At 72.5% G+C, this 20,137-nt stretch carries 8 protein-coding genes and 1 pseudogene; 5 read left to right on the forward strand and 4 right to left on the reverse strand.

The features are described from left to right. Positions 1-182: 182 nt before the first annotated feature. Positions 183-592 (reverse strand): annotated as a pseudogene (locus ACFWBD_RS31665) (TetR/AcrR family transcriptional regulator); the annotation flags it as partial. 112 nt (positions 593-704) lie between these two features. Here ACFWBD_RS31665 and ACFWBD_RS31670 point away from each other — a divergent pair. Continuing rightward, positions 705-1,718, forward strand: coding sequence for an NADP-dependent oxidoreductase (locus ACFWBD_RS31670; RefSeq protein WP_385674330.1), 1,014 nt, complete (start codon positions 705-707; stop codon positions 1,716-1,718). Positions 1,719-1,892: 174 nt separating this feature from the next. Next, positions 1,893-2,375, forward strand: a complete 483-nt coding sequence (locus ACFWBD_RS31675) for a nuclear transport factor 2 family protein (protein WP_385674301.1) — start codon at positions 1,893-1,895, stop codon at positions 2,373-2,375. Here ACFWBD_RS31675 and ACFWBD_RS31680 read toward each other — a convergent pair. The 3 genes from ACFWBD_RS31680 to ACFWBD_RS31690 all read right to left on the reverse strand — a co-directional run bounded on the left by ACFWBD_RS31680 (position 2,321) and on the right by ACFWBD_RS31690 (position 4,949). Then, complete coding sequence (locus ACFWBD_RS31680) at positions 2,321-2,911, reverse strand: AMP-binding protein (protein WP_385674304.1); 591 nt, start codon at positions 2,909-2,911, stop codon at positions 2,321-2,323. The genes ACFWBD_RS31675 and ACFWBD_RS31680 overlap by 55 nt on opposite strands. 82 nt (positions 2,912-2,993) lie before the next feature. Then, a complete protein-coding gene (locus ACFWBD_RS31685) occupies positions 2,994-3,515 on the reverse strand; it encodes an RNA polymerase sigma factor (protein ID WP_385674307.1) in 522 nt (173 codons plus the stop codon). 57 nt (positions 3,516-3,572) lie between these two features. Continuing rightward, positions 3,573-4,949 (reverse strand): protein kinase, encoded by a 1,377-nt coding sequence (locus ACFWBD_RS31690; RefSeq protein WP_385674310.1) that lies wholly within the window; start codon positions 4,947-4,949, stop codon positions 3,573-3,575. A gap of 1,230 nt (positions 4,950-6,179) precedes the next feature. On the opposite strand from ACFWBD_RS31690, the gene ACFWBD_RS31695 reads away from it, so the two are divergent. The 3 genes from ACFWBD_RS31695 to ccrA all read left to right on the forward strand — a co-directional run bounded on the left by ACFWBD_RS31695 (position 6,180) and on the right by ccrA (position 20,078). Beyond that, positions 6,180-14,951 (forward strand): amino acid adenylation domain-containing protein, encoded by an 8,772-nt coding sequence (locus ACFWBD_RS31695; protein WP_385674313.1) that lies wholly within the window; start codon positions 6,180-6,182, stop codon positions 14,949-14,951. Continuing rightward, positions 14,944-18,747, forward strand: coding sequence for a type I polyketide synthase (locus ACFWBD_RS31700; protein WP_385674316.1), 3,804 nt, complete (start codon positions 14,944-14,946; stop codon positions 18,745-18,747). Before ACFWBD_RS31695 ends, ACFWBD_RS31700 begins: the two co-directional genes overlap by 8 nt. Before the next feature lie 101 nt (positions 18,748-18,848). Next, positions 18,849-20,078 carry a crotonyl-CoA carboxylase/reductase gene (gene ccrA, locus ACFWBD_RS31705; RefSeq protein WP_385674319.1) on the forward strand — a complete coding sequence of 410 codons (1,230 nt, stop codon included), beginning with the start codon at positions 18,849-18,851 and terminating at the stop codon, positions 20,076-20,078. The last annotated feature ends 59 nt before the right edge of the window (positions 20,079-20,137 follow it).

The raw sequence follows: 20,137 nt of genomic DNA on the forward strand, positions 1-20,137 counted from the left end.
CTCGTCTTGTGTATGTAGCCGTCCAGGACCAGACCGGGTGTTCCCCTCTGCCGTCGAAGCTTACGAAGATCGACACAGCACGCACTTGAACCACCGCGACATCCGTTCGGAACCTGAGCGCCATAAGACGGTGTGGGAGCACATGGTTCGGTTCGCGGGCGGGCAGGCAGGGCGGAGAACCACGCCTTGTCCGCGGCCTGGGCGCGGGTGAGGAGTCGCGTGCCGGCTGCGCGCAGGGTGACGCACGAAGCGTGGGGCGCGGATTCGGTGTCTTCGATCGCCGCCGCCATCGGCTCGGTGACGCCTTGGTACTCGGTTGTCCACGCGACGCAGCCGCACAGCCATGAAACGAGAGCGTCTTCGGGCGAGCTCGACGTCTCGAGGTCGCCTGCCTTTGCCGTCAGTTCGTCGAAGGTCGTGCGGAGCAGAGCATCGAGCAGTGCCTCGCGTGTCGGGGAGTGCCGTAGCAGCGTCGCGAGTCCGGCATCGGCCCTGCGCGCGATGTCGCGCAGGGACAGGCGTCCTGCTCGGTGATGGCGGCGCCCGCAACGACGAGCAGGTGATCGTGGTTCTTCCTCGCGTCGGCCCGCATCATGCCCCTCTTGACTATCCGGATCAGTGGTCCATATATTCGGATCAGCGATCCGGATACATGGACCACTGATCCGGATAAATCTATTCCGCAGCGCGGGCAGGAGAGACAGATGTCCACACAGACAATGAGGGCGATCCGGCTGCACGGCTTCGGCGGCCCGGAGGTGCTGCGTCATGAGGAGGCGCCGGTTCCCGAGCCGGGGCCGGGCGAGGTGCTCGTCCGCGTGCACGCCGTCGGCCTCAATCCTCCTGACTGGTACGCACGTGAGGGAATGCCTGACGTACCTCCCGAGGTCAAGCCCACGTTCGATCTCCCCATGATTCCCGGGACCGACGTCTCAGGCGTCGTGGCAGACGTCGCAGCCGATGTCAACGGCTTCGCGGCCGGAGACGAGGTGGCCGGCCTTCTGCGCTTCCCCACCGTCCTCCAAGCCGGCGCGTACGCCGAGTACGTCACCGCGCAGGCATCGGACTTCGCACTCAAGCCGGCCTCCATCGACCACGTGCAGGCTGCCGGCCTGGCCATGTCGGGGCTGACGGCATGGCAGTTCCTGATCGAGCTCGGGCACCACCACCCCTCACCGTTCCAGGCGGCCCAGCACCGCCCGACGGCACTCGACAGCGAGACCACGGTGCTCATCAATGGCGCCGCAGGTGGCGTGGGGCACCTCGCACTCCAGCTGGCCAAGTGGAAGGGAGCCCGCGTCATCGCCGTGGCCTCCGGCGCTCACGAGTCGTTCCTGCGCAAGCTCGGCGCCGACGAGTTCATCGACTACACCAAGGACCGGCCCGAGGAAGCCGCCCGTGACGTCGATCTCGTCCTGGACACCGTCGGGGGCCCCGCCACCAGGCGCTTCCTGCCCACCCTCAAACACGGCGGCGCGCTGTTCCCGGTGTATCCCGGCGGTTTCGACGAAGAAGAGACCGCGAAGCTGGGCGTCACGGTCTCGAGCGCGCAGGTCCGCTCGAGCGGCGCGCAGCTCACCGAACTGCTACGCCTGCTCGCCGCGGGTACGCTGCGCGTCGCGATCGACAGCACGTTTGCGCTCGCGGATGCCCAAGCGGCGCACGAGCGCGCCGCCCGGGGGCACATCCGGGGCAAGATCGTGCTCACGGTCGCTTGAGCGGCGAGCCGTCTCACCGATGCGTCCGGCGGTGGGTCGACGCGGTGCGGCGGTCGGTCGCGGGTCGCGCTTGCCGCTCAGATCACGCTCTCCCTCCCGTCGCACACCGCGCGGCTGCTTTCGCTGACCGCGCCCCGTCTTTCACCCGACAGCCGAGCACGAGCGAGGTTTGACATGACGACAACTGCGTCTTTCGGCTGGGGAACCGGCTACGTCGGCACGATGCCGACGACAGAGGTGGATCTCGCCCTCACAGAGCGGCTCGCCGTCCAGCAGACGCTGGCACGCTACGCCTTCGCCCTGGATCACGGAGATCTGGTGGCACTGAAGAGCCTCCTGACCGAGGACTCGACCATGGCGGTCACGACCGCCGGTGACGTCGAGCAGGGCCCGTTCACCGGACGCGCGGCGGTTCTCGACCTGGTGCGAAAGGCAACGCAAGTACAAACGGATCAGCGACGGCACAACCTGACCAACATGGTCATCCGCAGTGCGGACGCTGGCACAGCAGAGGTGTGGGCCTACCTGACGCTGACATCGAACGCCGGCGGGAGCGCGACCGTGATCGCGACCGGGTTCTACGCCCTCACACTGCAGCGCGCTCAAGGCGAGTGGCTCATCGCGAAGGTGCTCGTCGGTCTGGACAACGCCATATGACGCACGCCTCCCGGGCACCCTCTACCACCACATCCCGGCCTGCGCGAACTGCGCGGTGGCGCAGGGCCGGCAGCAACGACGCCGGTGATCTCGTGTATGCCCTCAGGTAGGCGGATGCCGTCGTCGCACCTCGGGTCCGGGCAAGCAGGGCGCTGGATCAGGCCCCGGGCGGGCAGCCGGCCCATCGGATCGCGAACCAGGGCCTCGCCCCCGGCCTCCTCCTGCCGGTCGGTGAGCCGGGCCGCGAGCACGCCCGGTGCTGCCTTCGGGTCCACGAGCCGGGAGAGGGCTCCAAGGGCCCGCTCCCGTCGACCTTGCACGGCACGATCTGCGGAACACCGAGCGCCGCCGTCGCGAACGGCATCCCCCGCCGTTGGCATGGAACATGGGCAGGGTGTGCGGGTACACATCAAGGTCACCGCGCTGACCCAGATGTTGCGGTGGGTGATCTGCACGCCCTTGGGACGGGCCGTCGTACCGCTGGTGTACTTGATGGTCTGCGATGTCCGGGTTCCAGCCGGCCACAGGAAGGGCATCCTGACCACCCCGTGCGGCGCACGACCGCCCGGTCGGAGGAGACCCCGTGACCGCCCGGCCGCCCTGGGGACATCGGTGGGTTCAGGCCGCCGAGGGCTGCCAGGCCTCCTGGAAGCGCCGGCGGGCGCGGTGGAGACGGGAGCGGACCGTTCCTATCGGCAGGGCGAGGGTCTCGGCCATCTCTTCCTCGTTGAGTCCGTAGACGCGCAGGGCGAGCACCTGACGATGTGCTTCCGACAGACGGTCCAGGACGTCGTTGATGTGGACGGCGTCGAGGGGGTTCGCCTCGTGCGAGTAGTCGACCTGCGGGGAGGCCACCTCCTCGCCCAGGCGTTTGACTGTGCGGATCGCCTCGCGGACGGTGACGGAACGGACCCAGCCGTACAGGGCCGCGGGTTCGCGGAGGGTGGACAGGCCCCGGTAGATGGCGAGCAGGGCCTCCTGTGTCGCGTCGGAGCTGTTGTCGTGGGCGATCGAGAAGCAGACCCGGGTGACGTAGGGCGTGATGTGGGTGAGGAGATCGTTCATCGCCTGCTCGTCGCCCGTCTGGGCCCGCGGCAGCAACAGAGCCACCGGCGTGGGGAGTTCGTGCGCGGTCGTCATCTTGGAGGGGTGCTCCTTGAGGGAAGCCGTCGGGGGAGGGCGGGTGCTGGCCCGCGCTCAGGTCGCGTTCGGGCGCGCGGACCGTTCGCCACCCGCCTCGGCGAAGGCGAGCAGCGTGGAACGGACGTCGTCGCGGAGCGACCGCATGAACGCCGGGCTGAAGCACGCGGTGTGGTGCGGGAGCTCGACGGCCAGCCGACCGTCGAGGGAGACGACGCAGGCCATCAGCGGGCTGCGGCCGGCCTGGGGGAAGTACTGCTCGCGGGCCGGCACCAGCCGGACGTCGGTGGCCCGGAGGCCCTCGGGGAGACGGGGGCCGGGGACGACGCCCATGTTGGTGACGATCACGGTGCCCATCTGGAGCGCCGGGTGCCGGGGTACCTGCGGCATGATCCGCATCTCCTGGAAGTGGTCGCCCCGCTCGATGGAGTCCTGGAGGCGGGAGCCGACCTCCCGGGCCAGCTCCAGCGGGTCGTCGGCCTCGCTCACGGGGAGGGACTGGAGATGCGAGGTGACCGCGGCGACCATCACGGCGGGCGAAAGCGGTGGTGCGAGCCGCGAGCGCAGGTCGATGGGCGACATGCAGCCCAGCACGCGCGGGCCCTCGCCGCCGAGGCGTGCGCGGGCGGCGAGCAGGAGCGCGGCGCCGACCAGGCCGTGCACGGACACGTCCGCGTCACGGGCCAGCCCGCGTAGCCGGGCGGTGCGTTCGGGATCGAGAAACAGCCGCCGGACCTCGATGCGATGCCCGTCGGCCGTCCCGCGTTCGCGGGCGGATTCCGTGGCGACGGTCCCGGGCGGCTGCCGTGGTGTGTCGTAGGGCACGAGTTCGACGCGGTGGCGCTCGGCCTCCTCGATGCGCCGCTCCAGGTACTTCGTGGTCTCCGCCTCGTCGGAGTACGGCAGCAGCTCGCTGACGGGTACCGGCCAGTCGGGCTGCTCGGGCGGAGGAGTCCGCGCCGCGGCCGGTGTGCCGGGGACCGGGGTCGTCCGCGGCACGTCCGTCCCCTCGACGAGGGTCCCGTAGCGTTCCCAGACGGTGTTGTGCAGGGTGAGGGCACTGTGCCCGTCGGTGATGGTGTGGTCGATCGTCAGAACGAGGGTGTGGGAGCGTCCGTCCGGTGCGCTGATGAGGACCGCACGGGCCAGCGGGCCCCCTACCGGCAGCGGAGTGTTCAACTCCTCCTGGTACGCCTCGTCGTCTCCGGTCCGCAGGGTCAGCCGTGGCTGCCGGTCCTCCCCGAGGAGTTCGAGCGCGTGGCCGCGGTCGTCCGAGGAGATGCGTGCCCGGAGGGTCGGGTGTTCGGCCGTGACGCTGTCGAACGCCGCCGACAGCGCCCCCGTGTCGAGGTGCCCGTGCAGGGCGCAGGAGAGCACCGCCCTGCTTCTCTGTGCGACATAGAGCGTTTCCACGGGACACAGCGCGCGTCGCATGCGTTCTACCTTTCTCGCCGTCTCCGCTCGTTCCGTATGCCGACGGACCGCGGATTTGCTCAGGTTTTCCAGAATCGTGTACGCGCGGAATCCTGGGACGTTCCGGGATCCTGCGCCGTTCGCCGTTTCGGAGCCGAATCGAAGCAAGGAAAACAACCGCGCCGGCGTAAAGACTTTCCCGGCGCGGGAAGTACCACTGTTCTTCTACGTGTTTCCGCTGTCCGTATCGGATCGGCCGGCCCCGTTCGGCAAGCGGTCCCGCCGATTCAGCTGCCGGCGGTGCGGCGTCCACCCAAAATTCATTTCTCCGAGCATCTCGACTCCGTCGACGGGCCCCTCCTCACAACGACGCAGGGACCCGTCCGCCTCTCGCCGTCGCGGACGACACCGGCCGGCATGCGTCCATGACCGGAACGAGTCGCGCGACCGCGTCCGCGGTGCACGGAAGGTCCTGGCACGGCAGCGCTACGAGGCTCGCCCGGACCGGCGGACACCGGCCCGTGGAACACCGCACGATCTGTCGTCCGTGCCTCCCGACGCTTCGGATCCTTCCACAGGGCACACCACAACATGTGTATGCGCAATGGAAGTTGGCCGGTTCGTACTGCAGGAGGGGCGGTCCGCCCGATGGCCGACGCCGTACTTCGCGGGGTGCGGCGAGGCTTGCGGGTCGCCCCGGCTCCTCGGCGGGGACCGCCCGCCGAGGAGGTCCGTGCCGCCCTCGACCGGTCATCGCCACCAGGATCTTCGCGGGGCCCACCTGTTCACGGCGCCCGTTCGGCACGCCGACAACGGGTCGTCCGCCCGTTCGGTCATGCCGCGCCGGCGGGGGTCCGCACGGCTCTGCCACTCCGGGCAATAGGGCGCCGCGGGAGGATGTCCTAAATCAATGAGCGCCTCCCTCAAACCTCACTACAATGGACGGCCACAGTCCTTTCCGGGATTTCCACGGCGCAATTCAGCCTGCTGGAGACGCCCTTGACTGCCCGACTCCGCGTCATGCAAAGTGATGCGGCAGCCGATCGCTCCCCACCTCGCGATTCCTGCCTCTCCGCGTGCGACCGCTTCCTCCTGCGGATTAACCCCCGCCTTCAGCAGCGCGATATACGCCGGCCGGGTACGGCGGGCGGTGGCACGAACATATCCGCCCATCCGGGCCGGGCCTCCTCCCGACTCGTGTGAATACCACTCGGTCCGTGTGTAGACCGCTCGCCATTGAGGGTTGGTGCCATGTCAGTCCACGAGGACGATCGTCGACCGCTGTCGGGAGCGCAGGAGGGCCTCTGGTTCGCGCAACGGCTCGCCCCGGGCAGCGGCGCCTACAACACCGGCGAGTACGTGGAGATCCACGGGCCGGTCGACACCGAACTGTTCGAGACCGCGCTGCGCCGCACCGTCGGCGAGGCCGACACCTTCGCCCTGCGCTTCCTCGACACCCCCGACGGACCCCGGTGTGTCCGGGCGGCGGCACCCGACGACTGGCCGCTGCACCGGATCGACGTCAGCGGCGCGGACGACCCGGCGGGCGCCGCCGAGGAGTGGATCCGGCGCGATCTGGTCACGCCGGCCGACACCGGGTCGGGACCGTTGTTCTCCCACGCCCTGCTGACGCTCGCCCCCGACCGCTTCATCTGGTTCCTGCGGGCGCATCACATCCTGCTCGACGGCTACAGCTACAAACTGGTCGCACGCCGCCTCGCCGACACGTACAGCGCGCTCGCGGCCGGGGAGCAGCCCGCTCCCGCCGTCTTCGGTCCTGTGGGGCGGCTCCAGGAGGACGAGGCGGCGTACCTGGGCTCCCCGCGGCACGCCCGGGACCGCGCCTACTGGACGGCCCGGCTGGCCGGGCCGCCCGAGCCGGCCCGGCTCGCCGAACGGACCGCCGTCCCCACGGCGCCCTTCCTGCGCCGTACCGCGGATCTCTCCCCCGCGCAGGCCCGGACGCTGTCCGCGGCGGCGGCCCGGCTGGAGGTCTCGCGCACGGACCTGCTGGTGGCCGCGGTCGCCGCGTTCCTGCACCGTATGACCGGTGCCGACGACCTGGTGCTCGGGCTGGCCACGATGAGCCGGCTCGGCAGCGCCGCGCTGCGCACCCCGGGCACCGCCTCCGACATCCTGCCGCTGCGCGTACCCGCCGCCCCCGGCACACCGGTCGACGCGTTCGTGCGCACCGTCTCCGGCGAACTGCGGGCGTTGCGCGGCCACCAGCGGTACCGGGGCGAGTTCCTCCGCCGCGATCTGGGGCTGCTGGGCGCCGGCCGGCATGTCCACGGACCGGTGGTGAACATCGTCCCGTTCAGCGAGGAACTCGTCTTCGACGGCAGACCGTCCACCTCGCACCATCTGTCCGGAGGGGCGGTAGAGGATCTGCAGATATCCGTGCGCCCCGGTGCCGACCCCGAGGCGCTGTGGCTGGCGTTCGACGCCAACCCCACCCTCTACGAAGAGAGCGAACTCGACCTTCACCTGCGGCGTTTCCTCCTCGTCCTGCGGCAACTCGCGTCCGCCGAGCCCGGTATGACGCTCGCGGACGCGTCGCTGCTGTTGCCGGGCGAGGAACCGCGGGACACCGCCGCACCCGAGCACACCGTCACCACCACCCTCACCGAGCGCTTCGAGACGCAGGCCGCCCGGGTTCCGCACAGAACGGCCGTCTCCTGCGACGGCGCCGGGCTCAGCTACGCGGAGCTCAACGCGGACGCCAACCGGCTCGCCCGGCTGCTCGTCGAGCGCGGCGCGGGCCCCGGGCGGGTCGTGGCGCTGGCACTTCCCCGCGGCGTCCGTCTGGTCGCGGCCCTGATCGCCGTACTCAAGACCGGTGCCGCCTATCTCCCTCTGGACACCGGGCATCCCGCAGAACGGCTGCGCCTGGTCATGGAGGACGTCGAACCCGTCGTGCTCATCACCGACGGCGGCCACGCCCCGGGGCTCCCCGCGTCCCCCGCGCCGGTCCTCGTCCTCGGTGAACCGGAGACCGAGAGCGACCTCGCGCGGCGCCCGGCCGGTGACCTCACCGACGGCGAACGCACGGGCCCGGCGGACCCGTCCGACATCGCGTACATCATCCACACCTCCGGCTCCACCGGCCGCCCCAAGGGTGTGCCCGTGCCGCACTCCAACGTGGTGCGGCTGTTCGACTCAAGCGCCGAGCACTTCGGGTTCGGCGAGGACGACGTGTGGACGCTGTTCCACTCGTACGCCTTCGACTTCTCCGTGTGGGAGATCTGGGGTCCGCTCCTGCACGGCGGGCGCCTCGTGGTGGTGCCGTACGCCGTCAGCCGCTCGCCCCACGACTTCCTGCGGCTGCTGCGCGACGAGGGCGTCACGGTCCTCAGCCAGACACCGTCCGCCTTCGAACAGCTGATGCGGGCCGACGGTGAGTCCGCCGCCGGCGCCACGCGGCCTTCGGCGGGCGCCCTGCGTCACGTGGTCTTCGGCGGGGAGGCCCTGCGCCCCGAGCGGCTGCGCCCCTGGGCCGAGCGGTACGGGCTGGACGCGCCGGCGCTGGTCAACATGTACGGGATCACCGAGACGACCGTGCACGTGACGTTCCACCGGGTGACGCGGGCCGACCTCGACGACCCGCGCCGGGCCAGTGTCATCGGCAGGCCCCTGTCCGATCTGCGCGTCCATGTCCTCGACGCCGCGCGGCGCCCCGTCCCGCCAGGCGTGACCGGCGAGATGTACGTGTCCGGCGCCGGGCTGGCCCGCGGCTACCTGGGCCGCCCGGACCTCACCGCCGAGCGGTTCGTGCCCGATCCGTTCGGGCGGCCCGGCACCCTCATGTACCGCACCGGTGACCTGGGCCGCCGCAGGAGCGACGGCACCCTTGAGTACGCCGGGCGCGCCGACCAGCAGGTGAAGATCCGGGGTTTCCGGATCGAGCCGGGCGAGATCGAGGCCGTCCTGTCCCGTCACGCGTCGGTCGCGCGGGCGGCCGTCGTGGCCCGCGCGACCGAGGACGGCACGACCCAGCTCGTGGCGTACGCCGTCGCCGCCGCGGGCCCGCGTCCACGCCCTGCCGACCTGCGCGCCCATGTGGCCGCACACCTGCCCGACCACATGGTTCCGGCCGCGTGCGTACTGGTCGACGAGCTGCCGCTGACCGCCAACGGCAAGCTCGACACCCGGGCCCTGCCCGCGCCCGACTTCACCGGGTCCGCCGGCGGAACCCGTCCCACCACGCCCCGGCAGGCCCTCGTCTGCCGCCTGTTCGAGGCGGTGCTGCGGCTTCCCGAGAACACCGTGGGAACGGATGCCGACTTCTTCGACCTGGGCGGACACTCCCTGCTCGCCACTCGTCTGCTGGCGCGGCTGCGGGCGGAGTCGGGCACCGAGGTGCCCATCTCCGCACTCTTCGACGCGCCGACACCGGCCGCCCTCGCGGTCCGGATCGCCGAAGACCCGGGCGCACACCCCGGTCCGCCCGCGCTCGAAACGGCCGTACGTCCGGAGCGTGTACCGCTGTCGTACGCGCAGGAGCGCATGTGGTTCCTGAACCGGCTGGACGACGCGGCCGCGACGTACAACATCCCGCTGGTCGTGCCGCTGCGGCACACACTCGACGACGAGGCCCTGCGCGCCGCCCTCGGTGACGTGGCCGACCGGCACGAGAGTCTGCGCACGGTGTTCGCCGAGGACGGCGGCACCACGTACCAGCGCGTCCTTCCGCCCGGGGAGCTGCGGCCGGAGCTGCGGGTCGTGGACTGCCCGGCCCAGGAGGTCGGCGCGCAGGTGGCCGCGGCGCTGCGCCACGGCTTCGACCTGACCCGGGAAAGCGCGCTGCGCGCCGCGGTGTTCGGCACCGGCACCCACCGCACTCTGCTCCTCGTCCTGCACCACAGCGCGGCCGACGGGTGGTCGCTGCGTCCTCTCGCGGACGACCTCGGCGCCGCCTACGAGGCGCGGCGCGACGGCCGGACACCGCGCTGGGTGCCGCTGCCGGTGCAGTACGCGGACTACGCGGTGTGGCAGCGGCGCGTCCTGGCGCCCGCGCCCGGCGGACCGGGCCGGCTGGAGCAGCTGACGGCCTTCTGGCGCGAGGCGCTGGCCGGTGCGCCCGAGGAGAGCTCGCCGACCGCCGACCGTGCACGGCCGGAGGCCACGGGGAGCGCGGGCGCGAGCGTGACGGCGCGCGTCGACGCAGAGGTCCACCGGCGTCTGCTGCGGGTGGCGGAGGGCGCGGACGCCAGCCTCTTCATGGTGCTGCACAGTGCGCTGGGCGCGCTGCTCACGCGCTGGGGCGCAGGCGAGGACGTACTGATCGGCACACCCGTCGCAGGCCGCTCCGAACCCGCGCTCGACGATGTGATCGGCCTGATCACCAACACCCTGGTTCTGCGGACCGACACCTCCGGCGACCCTCGCTTCTGTGAACTGCTGGCGCGGGCGCGGGCTTTCGACCTGAAGGCGCTGGACCACCAGGAGCTGCCCTTCGACCGGCTGGTGGACGAACTCAACCCGCCCCGCCGTCCGGCACGGCACCCGCTGTTCCAGGTGATGCTGGCCCTGCAGAACAACGAGCGGGCCGTGCTCGGGCTGGGCGGCGACACGGTTCCCCTGCGGCCCACCCCGACCGGCACCGCCAAGTTCGACCTCTTCGTCGACGTCCTCGAACGCCAGGACTCGCACGGCGCGCCCGACGGCCTGGAACTGCACGTCGAGTACGCGACGGACCTCTACGACGCGGGCACCGCCGAGGAGTTCGCCGAGGCGCTGCGGAACACCCTGGAGTCCGTCTGCGCCGATCCGGACACCCGGGTGAGCGCACTGCCCGCCGCCTCCCGGACCGGGGACGCGGCCGTCGTCCCCGCCGCGGCGATGCCCTCCCCGGCGGCGCTGGAACTCCGGGTGCTGGAGGTTCCCGGTGTCCGGGACGCGGTCGTGCCGGACACGACGGACGGCGGACCCCTTTCGGTGTACGTGGTGCCGAACCGTGCGGGCTCCGCCGACCAGGCCGAACGGGTCCTCGGCGCGCTGGGCGCCCGCACCGCCCGGATCACCGCGGTCAGCGACCTGCCGCGCACCGGCGACGGCGCCCTGGACGCGGACGCGCTGCGCGCACTGCCCGTGATCGACCGGTCCACGCTGCGGGCGTGGCAGGAACGGCTCGCCCGCCTCGACGGCGTCCACTCGGTGGAGGCCGCCCTGGAGGACGTGCCGGACGCACTGGGCCGACGGCACGCGGGCGACCCCCGGCCGGGCGTCCCTACGCCCCCGGAACCGGACGCCGCCCCTGACCGCACGGCCACCGTGCCCGCCCTCAGCGAAGGTCCCCCGCTGCCCGAGCCGTCGGTGCGGGACTGGGCCGCCGCGCTCACCCGCGCGGCCGCGGGCCGGCACGGCGGGATCGTGCACGTCCGCCCGGACGGGAGCGAGACCCCCCGCAGCTACGCCTCGCTCGTCGAGGAGGGCTCGCGCGTCCTGGCCGGACTGCGCCGGGCGGGGCTGCAGCCGGGTGACCGGGTCGTCATCCAGTGCGGGGACACCGAGGATTTCGTCGCCGTGCTGTGGGGCTGTGTCCTCGGCGGGTTCGTCGCGGTACCACTGACCGTGCCCGCGTCCTATGCCTCGGCGTCTGCCGCGGTCTCCAAGCTCGAAGGCATCTGGCGGATGCTGGGCCGTCCCTGGATCGTGGCCTCGTCCGAAAGCGAGGAAGGGCTGCGGGATCTCGCCGCGCGGCGGGAGTGGCCCGGACTGCGTCTGACGACGGCCGGCGTGCTGCGGGACGCGCCCGAGGACCGGGAGTGGCACCCCGCACGGCCGGACGACCTGATCCTGATGCTGATGACGTCCGGCAGCACGGGTCTGCCCAAGGCCGTCCGCCTCACTCACCGCAATGTGCTGACCCGGTCCGCGGCGACGGAGGCCGTGAACACGCTGGACGAGCGGGACGTCACGCTCAACTGGATCCCGCTGGACCATGTCACCGGCGTGGTGATGTTCCATCTGCGGGACGTCTATCTCGGCTGCCGGCAGATCCACGCACCGACGTCGTGGATCCTGGAGGATCCGCTGCGCTGGGCGGACCTGGCCGACCGGCACCGGGTCAGCGTCACCTGGGCGCCCAACTTCGCGTTCGGTCTGCTCGCCGGGCAGGCCCACCGCTTCCAGGACCGTGACTGGGACCTGTCGCCGATGCGGCTGGTGATGAACGCGGGCGAGGTGGTCGTCGCGTCGGCGGCCCGGCGGTTTCTGCACGCGCTGCGGCCGTTCGGACTGCCGCAGGACGTCATGCATCCGGGCTGGGGCATGTCGGAGACCTGCTCGGTGGTCACCGACAGCGTCCTGCCGGGCGATCCGCCGGGCCACGACGAGTCCTTCGTCAGCTGCGGTCTGCCCTATCCCGGGTTCGCGATGCGGATCGTCGACGACGCGAACACCGTGATGGCCGAGGGCGACGTCGGCAGGCTCCAGGTGCACGGCACCTCGGTGACGCAGGGGTACCACGACAACGCCGGGGCGAACGCGGAGGCGTTCACGCCCGACGGCTGGTTCGACACCGGGGACCTCGCGTTCCTGAGAGCCGGCGAGCTGTACATCACCGGCCGCGCGAAGGACGTCATCATCGTCAACGGCGTCAATCACTACAGTCACGAGATCGAGGCCTGCGTCGAGGAACTGCCGTGCGTGGTAAGGAGTTTCACGGCGGCCTGCGCGGTGCGCTGCGACCCGTCGGCGTCCACCGACGAACTCGCCCTGTTCTTCCACCTCTCCCCCGGCCAGGATCCGGCCACCGCCCTGCGGGAGATCGGTGGCAAGGTCACCCGCGAGACAGGGGTGAGCCCGGCCTTCCTGATCCCCGTCTCGGCGGAGGCCGTACCCAAGACCGAGATCGGCAAGATCCAGCGCACCAAGCTGCGCAAGAGCTTCGAGGCCGGTGACTTCGACGAGGCCGTGCGCGAGGCCCAGGTGCTGCTCGGTACGGCCGCCACGCTGCCCGACTGGTTCCTGCGCCCGGTGTGGCAGCGCGCGGAGTCCCTGCACCGGGCGGCCCGCCCGGCGGGCCATCACACCCTCGTCCTCGCGGGCGGCGACCCACGTACGCACGGTGTGGCGGAGCGCGTCGCCGCCCGGCTGCGTGCCGGGGGCGGGCTGTGCACGGTCGTCACGGACGGCCCGGCGTACGAGCGCCTGGACGCGGCCCGCTACCGGATCCGGTGCGAGAACGAGCACGACCACACCGCGCTGCTGCGGGACCTGTCCGCCGACGGCCGGCCGTCGGACACGGTCCTGTACCTGGCCGCACCGCACGGGCCGATGGCCACGCTCCCGGACGCCGTGCCCGACGGCCCTGCCGCGTGCTCACGCGGACCCGAGCCGGTGCCCGACGGCGCCGAGGGTCTGCTGGTGCTCGCCCGTGCCCTCGCCGACCGGCCGGGGACTCCGCGTCCCGTCGGTCTTCTCTTCGTGACCGCCGCCGCCCAGGCCGTCACTGCGGACGACCGGCCGTCCCTGGCCCATGCCACCGCGGGCGCGCTGCTCAAGTCGCTGCGGGAGGAGCATCCCTGGCTGCGCGGCGTCCACCTCGATCTCGGGACGGCCGGCGAGGCGGATACTGCCGAGGCGGTGCTGGCGGAGGCGGCGGGGGTTCTGGTCGACGTGGAGGTCGCCCGTCGCGACGGGCGCCGGTTCGTGCGCCGTCTCGAGCCCCTGCCCGATCCGCCGCGCCGCACCGCGCGGCCGGTGAGCGACGGATTCCACCTCGTCAGCGGCGGCCTGGGCGGCGTCGGCAGCGAAGTCGCCGCACATCTGCTCAGGACGCCCGGCACCCGGCTGCTCCTGATCGGCCGCACCCGGCTGCCCGACGAGGCCACCTGGCGACAGCACCTCGGCGACGGCGGACCCGCCTGCGGCCGTATCGAGGCGCTGCAGCGGCTGCGCCGGCTCGGCGACGTGCGCTACGAGCCGGCCGACGTCACCGATCCCGGACAGGTGAGGGCAGCGGTGCGCGCGGCGGCCGAGGCGTGGAACAGCCCGCTGGTCTCGGTGCTGCACCTTGCCGGAGCCTTCGACGAACGGCCCGTGCGGGGCCTCTCCCCCGCCGACTGGCGGCAGGCTCTGGCCGCCAAGGCGCGGGGCGCCCTGACACTGCACCACGTCGCCGGGGAACATCCCGTGACCTCCTTTGTCACCTTCTCCTCCGTGAACGGCTACTTCGGCGGCTCGATGAACGCCGCCTACTCCGCCGCCAACGCCTTCCTGGACGCCCTGGCCGTACACCGCCGGCGGGCCGGTCTGCCCGGACAGAGCCTGGCGTGGAGCATGTGGCGCGAACGCGGCATGAGTCTCGGCTACCGGCTCACCTCGCTCACCGAGGCCCGCGGCTACCGTGCGCTGGACACCGCCGAGGCACTCCGCTCCTTCGACCTCGCCCGCACCCTGGACGAACCGCACGTCCTGATCGGCGCCGACCGCACGGCCCCCTGGGTCCGCAGTCATGTCCTCGCTCCCGTACGCCAGTTGAGGCGCCTGGCAGGCCGGGTGGGGCTCGACGAGGGCGCGGATCTCGGTGCCCTGTACACCGCCGCGGCCCGCGCCGCCGAGGAGAGCGGCGCTGCGGGCGCCTTCGTGCTGCGCTCGACGGGTACCGCCACGCAGCGGGCCGACACCAGGGACGCGGAGGAACTGCGCCGCCTTGAGCAGGAGCTCGCCGCGCTCTGGTGCGGGATCCTCGGTCGCGACCAGGTGGGCCGCGACGAGAACTTCTTCGACCTCGGGGGCAATTCACTGCTCCTGGTCTCCGCGCAGACGGCTGTCAACAAGGCCTTCGAGCGTGAGTTGAGCGTCGTCGACCTGTTCGCGCACCCTACGGTCCGCGCCCTGGCCCTGCACCTGAACGAGCTCGGCGCCGCGGCCCTGGCGCGTTCAGCACCTCCGGAGCAGCGGACAGCGGCCCCACCGGGCGGCCTGGACCGGGCCCGGCAACAGGCACAGCGGCAGCGGGCGGCTCGTACGGCGCGGCGCTCCGCACAGGAACGGAAGGACCGAGGCGATGGATGAGCCGACAGACCCGCAGGCGGACCGGGCGCCCGCCGTCGCCGTCATCGGCATGGCGGCGCGGTTCCCCGGCGCGGACGACGTGGAGGCGTTCTGGCGGAACCTCGCGGAGGGCCGGACAGCGGTGCGGTCCGTCACCGACGAGGAGTTCCTCGCCGCCGGCGGCGACCCCGGTGACCTCTCGGACCCCTCCCTCGTCCGGATGGCGTCGGTCGTCGACGGCATCGACCGCTTCGACTCGGGCTTCTTCGGCTACAGCCCCGCCGAGGCGGCCGTCGTCGACCCGCAGCAGCGGCTCCTGCTGGAGACCGCCTACCACGCCCTGGAGGACGCGGGCAGCACGGAGGAGTCCGCGAACGGGACGACGGGCGTGTACGCGGGCGCCGGGGACAGCCGCTACTACCCGGCGCACATCCACCCGCGATTCGCCGGGCAGCCCGGATCGGTGACCCTCGTGCACGCGGCCACCGCCAACTCGCTGGGCACGCTCGCCACCCGGATCTCCTACGAGCTGGGCCTTACGGGCCCGAGTCTGTCCCTGCAGACCGCGTGCTCCACCGCGCTCGTCGCGCTGCACACCGCGTGCCAGGACCTGATCGAGTACCGCTGCGACACCGCCTTGGCGGCCGCGGTCTCCCTCAACCCCTCGGCCCGTCTCGGCTATCGGTACGTACCGGACGGGCCGTTCTCGCCCGACGGGCACTGCCGTGCCTTCGCCGACGACGCGGCCGGTACCTCCTCGGGCGACGGGGTGGGCGCCGTGGTGCTCAAACGCCTGGAGGACGCCCTCGCCGACGGCGACCGCATCCGGGCGGTCGTCCGGGCGAGCGCCGTGAACAACGACGGGCGCCGCAAGGTCGGCTTCACCGCGCCCAGCGCGCCGGGCCAGACCGAGGTCATCCTCGCCGCTCAGGCGCAGGCCGACATCGACGCCGGCACCATCGGCCTGGTCGAGGCCCACGGCACCGCCACCCGGATCGGCGACCCCATCGAGGTGTCGGCGCTCACTGAGGCCTTCCGGCAGAGCACCCGGCGGCGCGGGTTCTGCGCGCTGGGCTCCGTGAAGACCAACATCGGCCACCTGGGCGCGGCCGCCGGAATGGCCGGGTTCGTCAAGGCGGTCCTCGCGCTGGAGCACCGCCGGATCCCACCGAGCCTGCACTTCGAACGGCCCAACCCGCTCATCGACTTCGACTCCGGGCCCTTCCGTGTGCCGACCGCCCTGGAGGACTGGCCCGCGGCGGATCACCCCCGGCGGGCGGCCGTCAGCGCCTTCGGTGTGGGCGGCACCAACGCGCACGTCATCCTCGAAGAGGCACCTCCGACAGAGCCCGCCGCACCGCGACCTCCCGAGGACGGCCGCCGTCACGTCCTGCCGCTGTCCGCACGGACGGCGGGCGCGCTGCGCGGCCAGGCCGAGGCCCTGGCCCGCCGGCTGGAGGCGCGGCCCGCCCCGCGCCTGGACGACGTCGCCCACTCCCTGCGCGCCCACCGTCCCGCGATGCGCCACCGGCTCACGGTCACGGCCACGTCCGTCGGCGAGGCGGTCGAGGCGCTGCGCGCCGTCGGCCCGGCCGGTCCGCCGGTGCCCGACGAGGCCCCGAGGACAGCGTTTCTGCTGCCGGGCGGCGGCACGCAGTACGTGGGCATGGGCGCCGGGCTCTACCGCGACCACCCTGTCTACCGCGACACCGTGGACCACTGCGCCCGCATCCTGCGGCCCGTCACCGGAAGCGACCTGCGTACCGCGCTGTTCGACCATGTCGAACCGGGCGGTACGGACGCGTTCCTCGCCCTGCTCGTCACCGAGTACGCCCTCGCCCGCACTCTCATGGAGTCGGGCGTGCGCCCGGACGCCTTCATCGGACACTCCCTCGGCGAGTACACCGCCGCCTGCCTCGCGGGCGTCATGGACCTCGACGAGATGCTGCCCGTGGTCGCGGAGCGGATCCGGCTCATCGCCTCCGCGGGCGGCGCGACCGTCGGAGTGGCGGCGCCCGCCGACACCCTGCTCCCGCTGCTCGGCGACCGGCTGTCGCTGGCCGCGGTCAACGGGCCGGCCGCCTGCACCGTCGCCGGACACGTCGACGCGGTGACCCGGCTGGAGGAGGAACTGACACGCCGGGACGTGCCGTTCCGCCGACTGCGCATGCCGGCCGCCGCCCACTCCCACGTCCTCGACCCGATCCTGGAGACCTTCGCGGGCCATCTGAGCACTCTCACCCTGCGCCCGCCGCGCATCCCCTACATCACGAACGTCACCGGAACCTGGGCCACCGACGCCCAGGCCACCGACGTCGGGCACTGGGTCGACCACACCAGGCGTACGGTGCTCTTCGCGGACGGCATCACCTCCCTGTGGGAGCGCGGCCGTCCCGTGCTCGTCGAGATCGGGCCGGGCGACGGCCTCACCAAGCTGGCGCGCGCCCAGCTCACGGGCCAGGACCCGGTGGCGGTCACCACCATGCGGCACGCCAAGTCGGACGCTCCGGACGGCTTCGTCCTCGCCGAGGCGCTCGGGCGGCTGTGGAGCGCGGGCATGGACTCCGCCCTGCCCGACGGGCCGGACGCCGTCGCTCCGGCCCGACGGGTATCGCTGCCCGGTTACGCCTTCGAGCGCCACCGGCACTGGATCGACGCCCCGGGTGCCCGCACCGAAACGGCGGAGACGCCAGGGCCGTCCGCGGTGAGCGGCGGTCCTGCTCCGCGCCCGCGGCTGACGACCGGGCATCTCGCCCCGCGCACGGCGCGCGAACGCGCGGTGACGGAGCTGTGGGAGGAGTCGCTCGGCATCGGCGGCATCGGCGTTCACGACAACTTCTTCGACCTCGGCGGCGACTCGATGCGTGCCGTGCTGCTGGCGGGCCGGCTGCGCCAGAGCGGCGTCCTGGACGTTCCCGCCGCCGCCCTGCTGGCCACGCCCACCGTGGCGGGGCTCCTGGCGTCCGCCGACCGGGACGCCGCCGACAGCGCGCCCGACGCGCTGCGGCCCCTGCTCCCCCTGCGGCCCGAAGGGAGCGCGACGCCCCTGTTCTGCGTCCACCCCGGGGCCGGTGTGTCGTGGCGGTACACCGGCCTGCTGCCCCATCTCGGCGCGGATCAGCCGGTGTTCGGGATCCAGGCGGCGGGGCTCGACGGCACCCGGGCGCCCGCGCCGGACGCCGCCGCCATGGTCGCCTCGTACGTGGACCTGGTCCGCGAGGTCCAGCCCCGGGGGCCGTACCGTCTGCTCGGCTGGTCCTACGGCGGGTTCGTGGCGCACGCCATGGCCTGCGTGCTCCAGGACCGGGGCGAGGAGGTCGAGCTGCTCGCGATGCTGGACGCACCTCTGGTCCACGGCACCGTGCACGACCCCGAGGAGGCGGAACGCCAGGTCGCCTCGCTGCTGATGCGGGTGGCCGGACTGCCCGTCGACCCGGGCGCGGAGGTGCCGGGCGTCGCGTCCGTCCTCGGCCGCATCGGCGCGGACGCGCCGGGTGACGGCGCGGCCTCGCGGGTGACACGCGAGGAGGCGGCGGCCATCGCCGCCGTGATGCGCAACAACCTGCGGATCGCACCCGAGTTCGTCCCCCGTCTCTTCCACGGGGACGTGCTGTTCTTCAGCGCGACCCGGGAGAGCGCCGCCGACGCGGGCGACCTCTCGCTCGCGTCCGGGAAGGCGGACGGCTGGCGTCCGTACGTCGACGGTTCGGTCGACGACCACACCGTCCCGTGCGGCCACTACGAGATGACCGAGCCCGGACCGATCGCCCGTATCGGCTCGGTGGTCGCGAAGGCGCTCCGCCCGGCGTCCGGCTGACCCGCGGGCCGTTGTCCTCTCCGCGCCTGACCCGCAGACCTTCTCATCCTCTCCGGCCGGTTCCGCGGCCGGCCACGATCCGACCGCTCAGGAGATCATCCGTGACCGTGACCCAGGACCTCTACGAACTCGGCGACGCCCCCGAACTCGGTCGCGCGCCCGGACGTATGTACGCCTCCCTCATCCGCCGGGAGCGTTACGGACAGCCCGCCGACGCCTTCCGCACCGAGGTGGTCGACGTCCCGCCGGTCGGCCGCGGCCAGGTTCTCGTCAAGGTGATGGCCGCCGGCGTCAACTACAACAACGTCTGGGCCGCGCTGGGTTCGCCCCTGGACGTGATCGCCGCGCGCCAGAAGGCGGGCGCCACCGAGGACTTCCACATCGGCGGTTCCGACCTGTCGGGGATCGTCTGGGCCGTCGGCGAGGACGTGCGCGGCCTCCGGCTCGGCGACGAGGTGGTGGTGCTCGCCTGCCGGTGGGACGAGTCGGCCGAGGACATCCGTCTCGGCGGCGACCCGGCCGCCTCCTCCACCCAGCGCGTCTGGGGCTACGAGGAGAACTACGGCTCGTTCGCGCAGTTCGCCGTCGTCGACGACTACATGTGCCACCCCAAGCCGGCCCGTCTGTCGTGGGCCGCGGCCTCCTGCTACATGGCCACGGCGGCGACCGCGTACCGCCAGCTGTTCGGCTGGCAGCCGCACACCGTAAGGCCCGGAGACCCGGTGCTGATCTGGGGCGGCGCGGGCGGCCTGGGCAGCATCGCCATCCAGCTCGTACGGCATGTGGGCGGCATCCCGGTCGCGGTGGTCTCCAGCGACGAGCGCGGCGAGTTCTGTGTGAAGCTGGGCGCCGAGGGCTACATCGACCGGCGCGAGTTCGACCACTGGGGGCGGCTGCCCGACGCGTCGGACGAGGCCGCCATGGGGCGCTGGCTGACAGGGGCGCGTGCCTTCGGGCGCCGCTTCTGGGAGGTGCTCGGGGAGCGCCGGGCGCCCCGGATCGTACTGGAGCACTCCGGCGCGGACACCGTTCCCACCTCGGTCTACATGTGCGACAGCGCGGGCATGGTCGTCATCTGCGGCGGAACCACCGGCTACAACGGGGACGTCGACCTGCGGTTCCTGTGGATGCGGCAGAAGCGCCTCCAGGGGTCGCACGTCGCGAGCGCGCGGGAGGCGCGTGAGATCACCCGGCTGATCGACCAGGGGGCCATCAACCCGTGTCTGTCACGGACGTTCGGGTTCGAGGAGATCGGCCTGGCGCACCAGCTCATCCACGAGAACCGGCATCCGGCGGGCAACATGGCGGTGCTGGTGAACGCGAAGGCGTGACACCCGCTCACTGCCCCGTCCTGCGGCACTGTTCCGGCCGATGTCGGCCGGAACAGTGC

Source organism: Streptomyces sp. NPDC060002 (assembly GCF_042737245.1).
Lineage (GTDB): Bacteria > Actinomycetota > Actinomycetes > Streptomycetales > Streptomycetaceae > Streptomyces.

Coding starts and splice junctions, on each gene's coding strand:
- ACFWBD_RS31670 (WP_385674330.1), top strand. CDS start 705: ATGTCCACACAGACAATGAGGGCGATCCGGCTGCACGGCTTCGGCGGC.
- ACFWBD_RS31675 (WP_385674301.1), top strand. CDS start 1,893: ATGACGACAACTGCGTCTTTCGGCTGGGGAACCGGCTACGTCGGCACG.
- ACFWBD_RS31680 (WP_385674304.1), bottom strand. CDS start 2,911: ATGCCCTTCCTGTGGCCGGCTGGAACCCGGACATCGCAGACCATCAAG.
- ACFWBD_RS31685 (WP_385674307.1), bottom strand. CDS start 3,515: ATGACGACCGCGCACGAACTCCCCACGCCGGTGGCTCTGTTGCTGCCG.
- ACFWBD_RS31690 (WP_385674310.1), bottom strand. CDS start 4,949: ATGCGACGCGCGCTGTGTCCCGTGGAAACGCTCTATGTCGCACAGAGA.
- ACFWBD_RS31695 (WP_385674313.1), top strand. CDS start 6,180: ATGTCAGTCCACGAGGACGATCGTCGACCGCTGTCGGGAGCGCAGGAG.
- ACFWBD_RS31700 (WP_385674316.1), top strand. CDS start 14,944: ATGGATGAGCCGACAGACCCGCAGGCGGACCGGGCGCCCGCCGTCGCC.